General features: G+C 39.4%; 5 protein-coding genes. All 5 read left to right on the top strand.

Translation table 11 applies throughout. The features are described 5' to 3' along the window. The first annotated feature begins 6 nt into the window (after positions 1-6). Positions 7-1,821: a DNRLRE domain-containing protein gene (locus H9Y05_RS14355; protein WP_163490006.1), complete on the top strand. Its 1,815-nt coding sequence runs from the start codon at positions 7-9 to the stop codon at positions 1,819-1,821. 49 nt (positions 1,822-1,870) lie between these two features. Continuing rightward, positions 1,871-8,227, top strand: coding sequence for a hypothetical protein (locus tag H9Y05_RS14350; RefSeq protein ID WP_163490007.1), 6,357 nt, complete (start codon positions 1,871-1,873; stop codon positions 8,225-8,227). 29 nt (positions 8,228-8,256) lie between these two features. After that, positions 8,257-16,902, top strand: coding sequence for a LamG-like jellyroll fold domain-containing protein (locus tag H9Y05_RS14345; RefSeq protein WP_216714683.1), 8,646 nt, complete (start codon positions 8,257-8,259; stop codon positions 16,900-16,902). Next, positions 16,902-17,261: a hypothetical protein gene (locus H9Y05_RS14340; protein ID WP_216714682.1), complete on the top strand. Its 360-nt coding sequence runs from the start codon at positions 16,902-16,904 to the stop codon at positions 17,259-17,261. Before H9Y05_RS14345 ends, H9Y05_RS14340 begins: the two co-directional genes overlap by 1 nt. A 786-nt stretch (positions 17,262-18,047) precedes the next feature. Continuing rightward, on the top strand, positions 18,048-18,400 hold a 353-nt coding region (locus H9Y05_RS14335; RefSeq protein WP_216714681.1), incomplete at its 3' end, for a PKD domain-containing protein.

The following is an 18,400-nucleotide window of genomic DNA, read 5'->3' as shown; positions in this document are numbered from 1 at the left end:
AATATTATGCGTAATACACTGATTTTGTGTGGATTTATTAAGAGATCTGCAGGGTTCGCTTTTATGGTGCTGATCATTACCTCAGAAGCATTGAAAGCACAGACACCACCGCCATCACCACTTACACTTTATTCAAATAAAGTAACATACCTTTCCAGTAATACCCCTACTACTCCTATTGGTGGTACTGGTACTACTTTTTTTGTAGGAAGGGAAAGCACATTTGTGTTCGGGGGCCCCTCAATTAATTTTAATTACAGATCACTGCTTCAGTTTAATCTGGCCGATATCCATCCTAGTGCTATTATTACTTCGGCTACGCTTACGTTGACTCGTTCAGGAGGTGTAAATCCCATGCAAATTATTTTTGCAAGAGCTGCAACTGCATGGGCAGAGAGTACAGCTACCTGGAATAATCAACCAGCTTATCAAAGTACTGACGAAATTAGTATTACAGCTCCAACAACCAGCATTTTAACAGTTGACGTGAAGAGTCACATTCAGAAAATGGTATCGGGTGTTTATATAAACAATGGATGGGTTTTGAGAGGTAGTACAGAGTCTGGTACAACGGGTGTAAACAGACATTACTATTCAGATCATTATTCCGTTGCTGCTTCTCGTCCTCGTTTAGATATTACTTATTATATTCCGATGTCTGTTGCGAGTGCAGCAATTACACATTCAAGCGGCTCATCAATTAGTGATGGTTCAATTAGTCCTATATTAGCAAATGGCCCCGGAGGTACGTATACGTATCGATGGTATAATTCTGCAGGGACATTACTAAGTACCAGTGCAAGTACACCAAATTTATCAAACGTTTCTTCTGGATGGTATGGTCTGCAGGTAACTAGCTCTGTAGCCGGAACAGATCCATTTTATTACGCTTTTTTGATAGGTGCAAATTGCTCAGAAGTACCTATTGAGTTCAATCCTGGTCCGAATTATATTGATGATGCAGTTTTAAGTGGCCCATCTTTCTCAACTCAGGCATATGATAACTATGGAACAGAGTCATCAGAATCAGCACTTGACATGGTTTTCTTTGGATCACCTACTGAGAATAGAACACTAATAAGATTTAGGCTTTGGGTAGATCCTTTACTGGATATAACAGAGTCCGAATTTGTACTGAAAGGGTTCGATAATAGTAATAGCCGCTCTAATGTTGCTCGCTTAAAAAGAGTCACAACAAATTGGCATGAAAATATTGTTACACATAGTAGTATGCCGGGCTCTTCTTCAGATATTTTGGTGAATATTCCTGAAATGACATCTATGACGGAAACCAAAAGTATTAATATTATAGATTTCTGGGAATATTGGAAGCAGAATAATACATCAAATTATGGATTTTTGTTCGAATTACAGTTGTATAATGGTATTCATGCAGCACAACGATATCATTCCTCAGATGTAGCAGCAGGAAATCGTCCAAAAATCAATTTTAAGGTAGGTATATATAGTTCGGAGTGTTTTTCATCTTATTCTGCGGCAAAGCGAAAATTAGATGGAGGATATTCTGTTGTTGTAGATGGTAAATTGAAATTCACAATGAATGAAGAATATCAATTAAGTGCTTCCAAGTATTTGCCATTTAAGATTTATGATAAAAATCAGGTAATTATGGAAGGGTCTGATATTAGTGGTGTAATGTTAAACGGATCAATACCTCCTCTTCCATTACGTTTTAATGATAATCGTTGGGAAATAAATATCTCTTCGATTCCTGGGATGATAGTAGGTGAGTATTATACATTAGAATTATTGAATAGTAAAGGAGAGAAACGCTACCTGAGATTTTTATATAACAGTTAGACATCCTTTATTAGTAAGTACAAAATAACAGATTATAAATTATAAAAACATGAAGTTCAGTAGAGCAATTAACATCTTTTTAATCTATGTAATTCTTCTGGATTATATGATTCCATGCGCCCACGCGATTGATACTCTTCAGATAGTTAAGATTCGTGAGGACATTTTTCCGGGAAATTGGTCACCAACAAATACTTCTAATATAGTTGATGCATCAAAAAGTAATCCAGATCAGGTTGATACCAAACATGACATAGGAAAGAAAAACAGTAGTGTAAAACAATACATACTGAAAAGCAGTGCGTCATCCCCCATCCAAGGTGCAGAGTCAACAGTTGGGTTTTCTGGAAACGTTGGAAATGGAATTGTAGATGAATTTACCGGGGATTTGAATTATTCTATCCCGTTAATGGATGTTGAAGGGTTTCCTTTAATTCTTGCATATAATCCTAACATTGGAATGAACGATGAAGCAAGTTGGGTTGGACTGGGTTGGAATCTTTCCTTGGGTTCAATTAATAGAGAGATGAGAGGTGTTCCTGATGACTTTCAGGGAGATCCGGTTGTTCGAACGATGAAATTAACAGATCATACGAAAGAAGGATCTTCTTTTGGAATGAATTTTTTTGCCGGCGTCGGATTGTATTTGTTAGGTAGCCAAACTATTGATTTGTCTGGTGGTTTTCGCTTTGCAAATGGAAGCTATTTTGATAATTATTCAGGTGAGGGGAAGACATTTGAATTCGGACTATTTACAAATGCAAGTTTTATTGGAATCGGAAACAATGCCTCTGTTGGTATTTCAACAGATACCCAGAATGGTGTTGGCTATACACGTAGTTTTGGCTTCAATGGAGTTCCTAGCGCTTTCGGAATCAGTTTTGGAGGATTTCAAGAGCAAAGATCAGTAACAGAGACATCCCGATCGGGGATTAAAACAAAATCAAATACATCCGGTTGGACTTACGGAGCAAAGGTCTTTATCACAGGAGCAACATTCCGGAATATGGCTGGATCTTACAGGCATTTCGGTACTCAGACGTTTGTTCCCAGATTTGCAAACCATATGGCCGGTAAAAAAGTAATGAATGTGAATAGTGGCTTAGGAATTGGAGGGATAGGCATATTTGCGGGTGGAATGGGAATGGCAAAAACAAAGTATTCAACAGTTGAAAAAATTGATAATTATGCTGGTCATATAAGAGAATACAAGGCATTTGGATTTAATCACATGACAAAAGGACAGCGGACAGGACAAGCGATTATGGACTTTAACAGAGGAAGTAGTCAGGAAGTCAATATAGAAACTAAAACATTAGGATTTTCTGCTCCCACATACGATATTTTTCATTGCTCTGCACCGGGCTTTATGTCCAACTACAGAAGTTATAGATATGATGTTTATGCACTTAGAGATGCAGTTGTTAATCAACAGACAAACATAACAGGAGAAGGAAAACACAATGCAGGAATTGTTGTTTTGCCAACATTCGGTTACCAAAACGAACAAACAGACTGGAACGGAACGGAACGAAAGTATTTTGGTCCTACTACACATTGGCAAGGTAATTTTAAAGGAATGGAAGAAACTTTATCCGAAGACGATAAAGAATATTATTATAGAACCATAGGTGAATTAACTCCTGTAGATAACTCCCTGTTGACACAATTTCAGGGAGCACAACCATCGATGGTACCGTTTCAGATTGCGTTTGAATCATCCAATAAAAAATTATCATTTATTCCATCTACCCTTCTTATAAGCTCAAGTGGAGATCTTGCAAATGTTCCAACAACAAACTATAATTTAAATAAACCGGTGAATGCTGTTAATTACAAAGAATTGACGATCGCCGATTTAAAAACAAGAAGTTTGAAAAATTATACCCCTTTTGAGTGTAGTTCATTGAATCAAGGGGAATTGATTCGCGTTGAATTACCTGGAGTAGATTTAGGTTTGTCTACATCAGCTGTGAAAAAAGATCACCATACAGGAGGAATTGAAGTGACCAATACAAATGGTTTTCGGTATGTTTTTGGTCTTCCTTCTTATAGTTATCAACAGTCAGAAATCTCTTTCTCAGCAGCGCTTCTCATCAATGAGCAGAAATATAATGAAACAGCATTGGTACAGTATGCTCCTGGTGACAATTCAACAGCGAATACAAGGGGACGTCATGCAATGTATGATAGAATGCTTACACCCGCATATTCAAGTACATTTCTATTAACAGAAATGTATTCTGATGATTACCTTGACCGCACAGAAAACGGACCTTCTGAAGATGATCATGGGAATTATTATAAAGTTAATTATGCAAATATCTATGGAGAGGATAATCCCTATAACTGGAGAATCCCGATATGTTCTGATGATGATAATCAGCCGTTTGAATATAAGAGTAGATTGGCTTATTTAAACAAAAATTATCATACAGATCCATGGGATGATGTAGCGAACTATTTTTATGGAAAGAAAGACCTTTATTATGTCGCTTCCCTCGAAAGTAAGAACTTAATTGCTTATTTCTGTTTAGAAGATCGATTGGACCAATTCTCAATGAAAGGAGAAGATGGTGGTTTAGATACAGACAAACCGGGAAAATTACTAAAAAAGATTTTATTGTTTGCCAAAAATGACATTGAAACATCAGAAGGTAATCCTGTTCCGCTGCAAGTGATCGAGTTTGAATATGACTATTCGTTGTGTCAGGATTATGTGGGGAACATTAATACCTATTCCGGTAGTGCTAATTCAGGAAAATTAACCTTGAAAGCAGTATATACCTATACGGGGAATTCTACTGAAAATAAAACAGCACCTATTGAGTTTGTCTATTCAGACACTAACCCTGATTTTAAGTGGAATTCTTCTGACAGATGGGGAGAATACCAACCCAATAATCCTTCAAAACCCAATCACGAGTTTCCCTTTACCGATGAGCAAAATGCAAGCGCAAATATAAAAGCATGGAAATTGGCTAAAGTTAAGCAAACATCCGGAGGAGAACTTTCCATTCAATATGAAAGGGATTCCTATCACATGGTACAGAACAGGCGGGCAATGAAAATGTTCAATGTACTGGCAATGTCCACAGAAGAGTCGTTAGAAAATATGACTGAATATGATATTCAGACTGTCGCAAATTTAGAAACACATCATGCATCAACGACGTTTAGAAATCCGTCTGAACATAAAGAATACTTTAATGTTATTTATTTTAAACTGGATGAACCTATTAATGACAGTCCGCAAAATGCCAGAGTAAAAATAATTAAAGATTATCTGACAGATGAAAACGGAAACATTCCTGATGAATTATTCTTTGATATGTATGCGAAGATGGCAGACAGGGATGTGGACAAATTTGAGCACGTACCATCTTCTGTTAAACTACACAAGTTAATGGGGGGTAATTTCTTCGCGGGAGCGGTTGGAAATGGGTCTAACTCGTATAAAATAGGTTATGTAGTCATTGAACCGGAGCAAATTGCAAAACTTGCTGATGACCCACCAATTAAGTTGGTGAATTTCTTAATAGAGAACAGTTCAAAGTTCCCGTTTATGCCGTTCTCTATTGATCCGATTTTCAGTTACAAGGTAAATCCACTGGCTGTAGCAAACTGGCAATACGCACGAATCAATACGCCTTGTACAGTCTATGGAACAATTGACTACAATGCAACACAGGCAACTGATTTTTGTGATTACAATTTAAGTAATGACTGGAATATAATTGGTGTCAATCTACTCAAACGATTCAACAAGAAAAACTATGGTTTATACTTTGATCCGAATAGAAGTTTAATGAAATTATATGATCCGGATCGTATCAAATATGGTGGGGATTCCAGAGTGTCAACCATTACTGTCTCGGATGGATGGGATGATTTGTCAGGTGAGGCAGAAGCAAGCTATATCTGGCAATATGAATATGGGAAAACCCGAGTAAATACCGAGGGAATTGCAAGTTATGAGCCTGCTGTCGGAAACATAGAAAACCCATTTTACGAATTGGATGGATACAGTTATGAAAGACATCTTCTACCAGATGAAAAAACGTATCAGATTCTTCCTTGGGGTGAAATGGTATACCCTGGAGCGATTGTTGGATATGCGAAAGTAAAAGCAGATGTCCTTACAATTGGTTCATCCGTTGGATCTTCTATAACAGATTTCTATACTCTGAGAGATAAACCTACAATTGCAGGTAAAACAGCTATGAGCAAATTGGAATTTTCAGGTGAAACGGCCATAAAAATAGACAAGGTATATAATGAAGCATTTGGTTTCTCTCAAGGATTTTATGTGGAAACTTCTGATTATCACGGAAAACCTAAGAAAATAACGTTAAAAGACCGAACAGGTAATGAAATTGCAACAACCGCATTTAATTATTATGGAAAAGGTGATAAAATAAAGTATGCCGACAGAAGTGGGAATATCTCGTTGGCAGATTTACCGAGGGATATTGACATGTATGCAGATTCATGGGTGGTCGAAGAGCACAACAAATTGCAAGAATCCTCTACAACAACAAGTGCTGGGATTACGGCAATCATTCCTTATTTCTTTATGAATGATGATGAAGAAATAACGGAATATAGAAAATCAGCTTCTGCATTTACTTTCTCAAAAGTGATACACCATGCTGCGGTGATTAAATCTGTTGAAACAACATATCTCGGGTCAAACAATAAGTCAGAGGATCTTGTTTATGACGCACGGTCAGGAAATGTTCTGTTATCTTCTGTGAAGGATGAGTTCAATGACAATTTCTACAACCTGTCATATCCGGCACATTGGAAGTATGATAATTTCAGAAATATATCGCTCAATGAAGGGAGAATTATTAACCAAGGAGATCTAACAGGAATTGACAACGAAATTAATTTTTCTACATTGACCGTTACTCCATTTAGTGTGGGAGATGTTATTGAGTATTCCATTGCAGGTATTTCAGGAAAGAAAGGATGGATTGTTGAAATAAATCATGCAGCGAAAAAAGCATATGTTATTGATGAGGACGGAAAAGCTACTTATGGTGTTGACTGGTCAGCGACAATTGTCACGATTGTAAAGTCAGGTAGAAAAAATAGAGTAGATGCTCAAATGATGGGAATTACGACAAAAAATTCTCCTTTGGCTGCCAATCAAATTGTGTTTCCAACTACTGGTGTAATTAATGTAGAAGCAGTTCGATACAAAGAGAACAATAATCTACCCTGTCTGAGACCTGAAGATTGGGCAGATAAACCATCGATTATTGATATGTACGAAGACCGGCAATACGTTGCTGGAGCAATTATTAACCCGTTCAGAAAAGGAGTAATGGGGAATTACCGCTTGTTTACATCCTATGCTTTCCAAAATGAACGGACATCAGGTCATTTATTGGGTATCAGACAGGATGGAACACTAACGGGATATGTGCCATTTTATAAGCTCGGATCCGATAATGAATGGCATGCAATTGATGAATCGGGACACACGGCCTATAATAATGGTGATTTGGGAGACTGGAGACAATTGGATAAAATCACCAAGTTTGATGAATTCGGGAAGCCGTTGGAGTCGGAGAGTCCAACAAAAAATCGAACAACTCAGTTATATGGAATGAACAAAGATTTGAAATTGTTTCCAAAAGCTTTAATTGCTAATGCAAAAACAAATGAAGTGGCATTCGATGGATTAGAAGATTATTATTACCGGGAGAATAATACGATTGATTACTTAGGCTATGGGTTTTCACTTTATCCTGGAACAAATGGTAAAATAGATCCGGATGAAAAACATACAGGTGATTATTCGTTGAGAATTAATGGACTATATGTAAACCAGATTCCGGTTACTTATGCACCTGACCCAATTGAAACAACACATATAAATGGGGAAAAAGAGTACGAAGTACAAGAATGTGATTGTATCAGAAGCTTTTCTCCGATTGTTAATAACAGATATGTTTTCAGTGTGTGGATAAAAGAAAATACCAGAGTACTACCCTATCAAGAAACACGTTTTGTAATCAGATTTCTCGATGCGGCACAAAACCCACTATATTCTGATTTGATATTCACTCCATCAGGAAGTGTGGTGGACGGATGGCAAAAAATTGAAGGCGAATACATGCCGCCACCTCAAGCCAGATGGATGCGAATTTCTATCTATACAGAGGATGAGTCTGTGTTATATATTGATGATTTCAGAAGCCACCCGTATAATGCAGCGATGTCTTCTGTCGTGTATGATCAGAAGAAAACATTTCCTCTGGCAGAACATGATGCATACAACTACTCTATTTTCTACAACTATGATGAAAACAATAGTCTAGTAAGAACGAGAGTAGAGACAGTAGAAGGAATTCAGACCGTAAGTGAAAAAGAAAGCGCCTTGCGTCGAAAGTAGAATCTAATTGAAATAAGAATATGTTTAGTATGATAAGTCGTTTGTTTCTTTTTCTGTTGACACTACTGATCTCCCTTAGAGGATTTGCTGCACAGGAGGAATTTTCAGATTATTCAGAATCCTTGAATGTAGGGGATGAGGTACAGGTATATGATGATAAATATACCGTAATGCAGGTTGGTTCCGGCTGGACAAACCTGTTTACAAACTATAAAGTCTCCAATCGTGTTACCATCGGTTTTGTACCGGATGCAACCATGACAACATCGTCCAGTGTAAGTGTTACATTAAAGGTTACGATGTGGAAATACATAGGTGGTACATTTGTTTCGAATGTAGAAAACAGAGTATTGACATTGAGTTATGATGCCAATATCTATAATACTGTGACAGACCAAAATAGTTTTCTTTTTGAGAATGCACATGGTGTAAAAGTTGAAGTTACTGCAACCTCCGGGAATGTTTCGCAGGTTTTTTTGGAAAATGTGATCAATGTAGAACGCTATTATAAAATGAGCGATTATTTAATTGATGACTATCAGGTGGCATTTTCAGGGGTAAATAATCAGACAGTTGTAATGTCCTGGGATTATCATACGGGAGCAGAAGAATATGAATTAGAATGGACATTCATAAGTGATTATGATTACTCGATTGAAAATGCGCAGACGACAGCTGTTCCTGCTACAAGTATTCCATTCAACTTTTATAAAAATTCAACACGTGTAAAAACAACAACCAATTTCTATGAAATTCCTGCTGTTTTTAACCGGGGATATCTTTTATTCAGAGTCCGACCTATTGGAAGACAAGGAGCATTATTTAATTACCCGCTTGTAGGAGATTGGACACAACCGGAATCCGGAAATGTCGGAGGGTTTCCTGCTGCTGCCAAGTTATATATATCAAACGACTTTGACCCGGGGAAAAATTGGATGCAGAATGTTGCATATTCAGAGGATGGTAAACGCTTGTCCTCCCTTTCATTCGCAGATGGATTGGGAAGAGTGCGTCAGACATCTTTTCACAATACAGCAACAGATCAGTTGGTGATCAGAAACCTCTATTTTGATTTTTCAGGAAGACCTGTCGTAACAGACCTTCCTACCCCTGTTGAAGCAACATCTTTTGCATTTCGTCAGCATTTTAATATGCTAGACAATAACGGTGTAGAAACAACAATTGATGCGGGAACAATCGAAGCGCTGTTAGCTACACAAAGTACATGCGGTGCAATTGCCCGTCGTTTTTCCAAAAATTACGGGACAGGACGTTATTATTCAACCAATCATATAAATCCTGAAGGAACAAATAATTACATTCCCGATGCGGATGGATTTGTGTATACAATGGTAAAATACATGAACGATCCAACCGGAAGAATATCCGAAGTCGGGAAGTATGGATTTGAGCATCAACAGGGAAAACACACGGATAAATTTTACTACAGTACAGTAGAACAAATAGAACTTTCGTCCCTTTTCGGATCAGAAGTAGGATACAGCCAACATTATCAGAAAAATTATGGTATTGACCCGAACGGTCAAGCAGTAACACAGTATTACGATATGTCAGGAAGGTTGATTGCCAGCGCATTGTCCTCAGGCGCACCTGCAAACCTGATGCCGTTGGATGATAACGTCGCTGTCACAGCAACAAACCAAGTGATTTTTAACGGAGCTTTACCAATAAACGGCGATAGTGATCCTGCGCCTGAAATCTCTACCTATACACACTATAAAGTAATTCTGGAAGAGCAGGAATATGGACTTTCACATTCTTTTGATCCATCTGTATTCACGGATGAATGCCTTCCTGCAGGATTCTGTTTTGATTGTATGTATGAGTTTGAAATCACAATTAACAGTGTTGATTGCCCAAGCGAAAACCCAATATATCACCACCAGGAATTCATTAACGGAGTAACAATTAATACGATTTGTGACGGTGCCGGATACGATGGTCATGATGTCTCTATTCCTCTTGGTGTAGGACAGTATGCAATTTCCAAGACCCTTAGGGTAAAAGAAACTGCAGCAGCAGATTATTGGTGTACTTACATTGACAACACTACATGTATAGATGATTATAGTACATATTATGATGCATTGTATAATACGGTTAATTTCGGATGTAGCACCGTCACTGTTGAACCCGCAGAATATAATTACTGTGATTATAAACGTTCAATCATGGCAACACACATGTCAGTGGGTGGGCAATATGGAACTCTTGATGCAGTAAATCAACCAAATGCCTACGCATTGTCTGTTTACAATGAAAGCAATCAACTTACCTCTGGAGGAACGTGGAGAAACCCACCAATCCCTTATACCAATGAAGACGGCTCTCCGGCAATTATATACCTGAATGTTATAGGAGGAGGATATGCACCGGAGATTGCTGCCGGAGCAACTATTTTATACGATACAGAAGGAGCACCTTATATTTTACCGGAAGACTTGGCTCATCTGAGTGATTTCGTCAACTATGCACAGCCGGCATGGGGCGATGCACTGGTTGAATACCATCCTGAATATTGCTATTTGGTGTTTTGTGAACAATCTTCAGATTATCATGATTATACGCAGTTAATTGAGGAAACTACGAGTTACGATGTGGCTTGTTCATTGGGGCTATTTAACCCATTGGGAGCAACAGGAGGACCATCTTCTATTCCGACTGTCGGACCCCTAGATGCTTTTTCCAGTTGTAATTTTTCGAATTCCAATGGAATCCGGGATGATTATTTTGTAAGTGGTTACTATTCAACCATTCAACCATGGATTATTGCTAATTATAGCTGTTTATTACCAATTACAAATAACGTTGGAGGTGCATTACTTAATTATTATCCACTTCCGGACGCATCAGGTACATTGAGTATCTGGCAGTACGCAGCATGGAAAGCAACTTGTAGTGGACTAACCAACTACACGGCAATTGTCAACTGTATCAATAATGCCCAAATGCAGGAATGTGACAAAGCTGCTATCTGGAATCACTTTAAAGGCGCTTACACGTCTTTGAGAAAAAAATACTTTCAGATGGCACAGGGAGCATATGTTTCCTTCCCTGAGAACTTACCGGGAGGAGGATGTGGTCCTACAAATAATGAATGCATCGGAAACCCGTTTTTTAACAGGTTTTCTATGATTCAATGCATGGACGTATACAAACATTCAGATTTAACAGACCTTAATAACGATTCACAAACAACTGTAGGAATTCCCGCAGATGATGTGGGGCCATGTGCAAAATATACGGAATTCCTGTATGAAACAATGGTTCCTGTTTTCTTCAATGGATTGCCTCCTGTTGATGCACCGGATGATATGAATGCGTATTTGGATGCACAAGTATTGTCAAGCTGTCAGTCCATTTGTGAAGCACAAGCAGATGATTGGATGAGCGTGCTTGCCGGATGTGGAATTACTCCGGGAACACAACAGTACAATGATATACGGGCAGGATTGATTGAAGTATGTGTGGGAGGGTGTGATCTGCAGAATATGGGAGGTGCATCAACTGTTGCAACACCAGGTGTCGGGAATTATGATTCATTTGAAGAAGTATTGCAATCCGTATTGGGAAGCAACTACCAAAATTATAATTGTTCCCAGTACCTGATTGGAGACATTCGCCCTTACGGACAAGGTGTTCAACACCAATTGACAAATAGTTTGGATGAATGTGGATGTGATCTGATTCTGCAGGCCGAGTATGACCTGATAAACAACCCGGTTGCAGGGATTACAACAGTAGAACAAATGCTGGCACATACCACAGGAATACAATATACCGTAAATGATCTTGCTTGTTTGTGTAATGCCGCTTATGCACTGACGGGAACGTGGTCTCCTGCTGCCGTGTGGTCTTCTGCATCTGCCAACTATTTAGCTGATGGGGCACTACCGGTTCCGAATTCACTGACATGTAACGGTACTCATTGTACAGACTGCGTCGATATGAATGCAACTTACGCAGACTTCATCGCCGAATTCGGAGTGGGGGTAGAAGTGCATGCAAATTATGAATTACTGCTTGCCAACTATGTTAATATTCACGGAGGAACTTATTACTCAGCTGATCAGATTATCGGCTTTATGACCGCTTGTAATTCTACATCGGGAGAACCAAATTGTGCGCTTACGAATGTTGCTCCGGTATTCCAGGATCTGATCGATGTTATTGCCCGAAGAGGACAACTGATGAGAGAATCTGCAAATGCGGTAGACCTGAGTACAGAGAATATTGTGTATGAATACAGTAATATTAATCAACTATTGGATGGACGCTATTATTGGTCGTGTGGAGCAAATTGTAATCCATCTGATGAACTTACCCTATATTTCGGAGCAACACCGGGTACAGCAACTGCAACAACATTTACCATGATTCTCCCGGATGCTGCTGATTTTGGATTCGGTGATATCATCGGAATTCCGGAGTTACTTCCTGAGACAAACTGTACAGGACCGAATTTATTACTGACTGTTCATATCCTGAAATGCGGAAAAGTAGAAGAGCGGGAACTATTGGCGCAGACATCCGATATTGAGTTGATCGACTGTTATTGTGGAAATAATACTACGCTCACGTTATGTAGTGAAGGAACGGGATTCAATCCCGGAAATCTCTGTTATCAGGACATCCTTTACCAAATTGGCGTGGAAGCAGAAGAAGGATTGGAAGGAGTCATTGCTGATGAACGTGTGGAGTTTATCAATAATTACAACCTCAAATGTGCTGCAGGATTCTCAACGGAGTTATTGGAAGAATCAAGCATGGAAAATGCGTATCACAAGACCCTTTTCTATTATGATCAAGCTGGAAATCTGGTAAAAACCATAGCACCGAAAGGAGTGGATAACAGTTTTGACGGAGCACTGGGATACGGTGGTATGTCGAATAGCCAGAGTCAGGTGCCTGCACACAAATACGAAACAAAGTATCAATACAACTCATACAATCAGTTGGTGAGTACAACCAATCCCGATCAGCAGGGGCCAACACGATTCTGGTACGATAAGTTAGGTAGAATTGCCGCTTCGCAGAACCCGCAGCAAGCGTTGGAAAATAAGTACAGCTACACATTGTATGATCAGTTGGGAAGAATTAGTAGTACGGGGCAAACGGTGACAACAGTTCCGCTGACGACTACCATCTTGAGAAGCGTACTCTGGGAAAGCTTGTTTGGTCAATGGGTAGGTAACGGAACTCAAACAGAAATAACCATTATACGCTACGATGAAGATTCTCCTCCTGTTGCAGCATTGTTCTACAATGGGAAACAGGAAAATACACGCCTTCGGATTGCCAGTCTTTATTACTATGACGTAGAGGGACCTGTAGGTGATTATGCATCAGCGATTTACTATTCATATGACGAGCACGGAAACGTGAAAGAGCAGATTCAGGATGTGCCTGCATTGACACCAGTGCAACAGGACAAGAAAAGTACACAGTATGCGTACGAACTGATCAGTGGTAACATGAAAGAAGTCGCATACCAGAAAGGAAAACGGGATGCATTGACACACCGGTACCATTACGATGAGTTGAACCGATTGACAGAAGTAGAAGCGAGTATCAGCAACAAAGGAATCTATTTCGACCGGCAAGCTCGTTACCACTATTATGATTATGGTCCGCTTGCACGTATTGAATACGGACAAAAGCAAGTTCAGGGGCAGGATTTTGCTTACACAATCAACGGATGGTTGAAAGGAATGAATGCATCTGTTTTGCAGAGAGACAGAGATATGGGGAAAGACGGAACAACCGGGTACCTGACTTCCAATCCTTCTGCACATACCTTGTTCGCAAGAGATGTAACAGCCTACACACTGGGCTATTTCGACGGTGATTATGCGTCGGTGAGCGGGAATCGGTTTGAATTGAATGGTACAGGAAGCACTTTGAACACGCAGGCAAGAAACTTGTACAACGGAAATATCCGGAGTTTAGTTACTTCCATCACAGGAATGACAACCGAAACAATGGGTAAAGTATTCCGCTACGATCAGTTGAACAGGTTGAAAGAAATGACAGCCTATTACTACGATGGAAATACCAATTACAGCTGGAACGGTATTAACTCTACCCTGGAGTATTATAACAGTTATAGTTATGATAAGAATGGAAATATCACTAAATTGCAACGAAATGGAATCAATGTACTTGGCTTGACAATGGACAACCTGGACTACAAATACATCGAAACAACAGTAAATGGTGGCTTTAATAACAGACTGTCGTGGGTAGATGATCTGGAAGGAGCAAGTACACATGGAAATCTGGACATTGACCATACCATGAATGCGGGGAATTATGGATATAATAGATTGGGACAACTAACGAAAGACGTAGACGAAGGCATTGCAACAATTGAATGGTTTTCGGGAAATAAAAAAGTGAAGAAGATCACCCGAAACGATGCCAACAGTTCTCAGGTAGAATTTATGTACAACCCGATGGGAGAGCGGATTGTGAAACTGGAAAAACCGCGAAGCGGAGGAAGTCTGCGCCCGAAGGAAGAATGGAAATACACCTATTACAGTTACGATGCTAACGGGCAGGTAATGGCTGTTTATGACATTCAACTAGGTTCTGCAAACAACCGTGCTTATCTGGCGGAACAGCATGTGTACGGTTCAACACGTTTGGGAATGATCCGTCAAAGCAAAGCACTGTATGTGAACGGAGCAATCCTGGACCCGGCAACAGATGTATTCCCACACACGGAAGGTCAAACCTATTACGAGTTGTCCAACTACCTCGGAAACGTAGAGGCAGTGATTACCGACCGAAAAATTCCGGAAATGGAACAACAGTATTTTGGACGATTTGATGGCGTGAATGATATTGCAAGAACTTCTTCCTTTTCGGCTGATTTGGGAACAACGGTCAGCATGGAGGCATGGGTTCGCTGTGGTACAATAGTCAGTAACAGTGTGGTTGCTGCTCAGTATTTAGCAGGAAGCACCAATAAAGGAACCCACATAGTTGTGTTTCCGAACGGAAGAGTTGCTTTTGAAGGAAGAACTGGTACTACGACCTATCATAGTTCCGGCCCAAGTACGACGCTGGTAAATGATGGCGAATGGCACCATGTAGCAGGAACCTGTGATGGCACCGTTTGGAAAGTGTATGTGGATGGCGTGTTAGAAAGCACTTATACCGCTTCGACAGCGGGCTCGTTTTCAGGATTAACATACGTTTTCTCTGTTGGGGGAAATGCGTATGGAACTTATTTCAAAGGAGATGTAAAAGAAGTGAGTTATTGGAATACCCTGAGAACGGCTACAGAAATAGCTGCGGATATGTATACAACTTTTAGTGGTGCTGAAACAGGATTAAAGGGGTATTGGCGTTTTGCCGACAATACCAATCCGAGTGATGATGCCAGCACAGGGAATCACACTATTAATCTACAAAACGGTGCTGTTTTTGGAAGTGAATCAGTTCTGTCATTTTACCAGGCCGTAGTGATCCGCACAGCGGATTATTATCCCTATGGTATGCTGATGCCGGGTCGTCACAAAGACCATGCACCAAACAATTACCGCTTCGGTTACAACGGCATGGAGCTGGATAATGCAATTAAAAACAACGGCAACAGTTACACCACTGAGTTCCGTTTGTACGACCCACGTTTGGGGCGTTGGTTGAGTTTGGATCCGTTGATGGCAAAATACCCGTGGATGAGTCCGTATACGGCATTTAACAACAATCCTATCTTCTTTATTGATCCATTGGGGCTAGAAGGAGTTGAGCCTGGAGAGGCAGACAAGCAAAAAGGTAGCTGGGTGGGGCCAAGCGGGGTGACATATAAATACGATAAAGAAGCTGATTCATGGAGCTCGGTTGAATTTACCGTTACAGCATCTAAAATGTCTTCTGTTAGTCAGGCATTATGGTCAATCGGGAAATTTATAGGAATTGGTTACACAACAGCGGGTCAGTACCGTCCGAAAGGTCCTTCGTGGTTGAGTAATATGACGTTGGCTAATCATTTTGGAGATGGTACAGGATGGCAAGGTGCGATACCTGAAGGACATTCTATTTATTATGACCCACTTATAGATAACCCAGATCATCCGATGGCTGCGTCTTGGGGCAAGACAAGAGCACAGGCAGATGCGGTCCGGAATGTTGTTGTTGGTACATTGGTGGTTGGTGCAGCAGCACCTTTAGTTGCCGGAGTTGCGATTAATACTGCTCCTGTTTGGATGCCATATATGATTAGCGGAGCAAACTATGCATGGCAAGGTGCAAGGTTGGCAGGACAATACTCCTGGCAGGGAGCTAAGATCTATCACAATACGTTTGGTAAAACGGGAGGATATGTAAATATGTTTCTTGATGCAGGATTACAAAATGTAGCTGCCCCAAATGAAGACTTTAATTATTACTCTTTTATTGGATCGGGGTTCTTACCAGGAAATAGTTTCAAAACTATAACAGCGTTTGAAGTCTCAACGGTTTTAATAAGTGTTAATAATAAAGGAGTTAATATGTCGTTACCTAATTCACAAACCTCATTTGATAAATCTACAAGTATAATGTGGAACTATTATGGAACCTCTAAATGGGGAACTCCTATGTTAGGGTTATATTGGGATGCGACTTTCAAAGGAGCAGCAAATAATAATGATAATAATAATAAATAATGACTTTTTTTGGTAGAAATCAAGCCGATCCAAAATCAACAATGGGTAAAAAGGACATATTACACATTGTTTTGTTTACGCTTATTCTTTGCGGAATAATTTTTTTTCTAAACTATAGGAAAACAAAATTATTAGAAGATTCTAATAATACAGCATTTGCAATAGTTAAAGATAAATCTTCTGGGTATTTAAGCAACAACTTGATATATATCGAATATAAAAAAGATGGAAAGATATTTGAATCAGAAGGTATTCAAATGGATAGTTGCTTTAATAAACTTAGGATAGGTGATACTGTTTTAATTAAATATTCTTTGAAAGATCCAAAAGTTGTTGCTATCGTAGATTGTGATAAGTAGATAATAGGTAATGTTATCAATGGGTTGATATAAACAAAAAACCATGAATAAAAGAGAATTAGTAAAAGCGATACGATAGCCGAGAAGTTGGTAGTGTTCCAAACTTGCACCTAAGATATTTTTTTAATTTTAATAAATTGAAATCCAGAGATAATTGATTTCTGGTTTTTTGTTTTTTCGACTATGTATTGTATAACTCTAACTAAAATAATTCAAATCAGGTATGTTAAAAACAGCATTTTCGTATCATGTGTTCCAAACTTGCGCCTGATGATAATGTGTTGATGAAAATTATTATCTTTAGTTCATAAACTCGTTCTTTGAATAACTAGGGCTACCTCCAGCAGCAGCTATACTGTAGCCTTTCCCTTTTTGTAACCTTCCCTCAAATCATACAATTCAAAAACATAAATTTTCAATAAGTTTAGTTCCAAAAGTAGCTGTCAGACCAAATTTTTTTTTAGATTTGCTGAGTATCAATTAGATTGTATTTACTACTAACAAAGAGCTGCTTATCGGATGAGAACTTACTTCTATTTACTTCTTCTATTCACCTTTACGGGGAGCTTCGGCTTTGTTTATTCCCAGTGCAGTGTTTCTGATTACCATTTAACGAGCGTTGAGGATTTGAACGGCGACTATCAGTTTTACTTTGGTTCGAGTGTTGATTTGGATGGCAAGCGAGTGATTATGAAGTCAGGGACCTTACATTTGTATTGGAGCACGGGTCAAGATAGTACCATTTCATACAACAGTTTAGACGTATCGACCTTTCCTTCGGGCGGTATGGGTTTATTAGTTACCCCATTAAATCTACCGAGTGAAGGTTGTGGATTTGTAGAGGCAGTTTTTGAGTTCAGTATTTCGGGTTGTACAACCCCATCCTTCACCTTGAGTGAGACTATTTTTTACGGTACTCCTGTAACTGGTTCTATTACGGCGTCAGCAGGTAGCTGCGGGAGCTATACCTTCAGTGCAAACTTAACATCACTAGGTATTACGAGTCCATTGTGGGGCTTTGGAGACGGCGTTCATTCGACGCATCCGTCACCTTTTTATACTTACAGTAGCAACGGCACGTACATTGTGACCTTACAGGATGCGGAAGACCCGACGGTCTGTCCTTCGTACATTGAGGT

The organism is Taishania pollutisoli, assembly GCF_014518315.1.
Lineage (GTDB): Bacteria > Bacteroidota > Bacteroidia > Flavobacteriales_D > Crocinitomicaceae > Taishania > Taishania pollutisoli.
The sequence above is the reverse complement of the archived record's forward strand: the minus strand, read 5'-3'. Positions and strand labels throughout refer to the sequence as shown.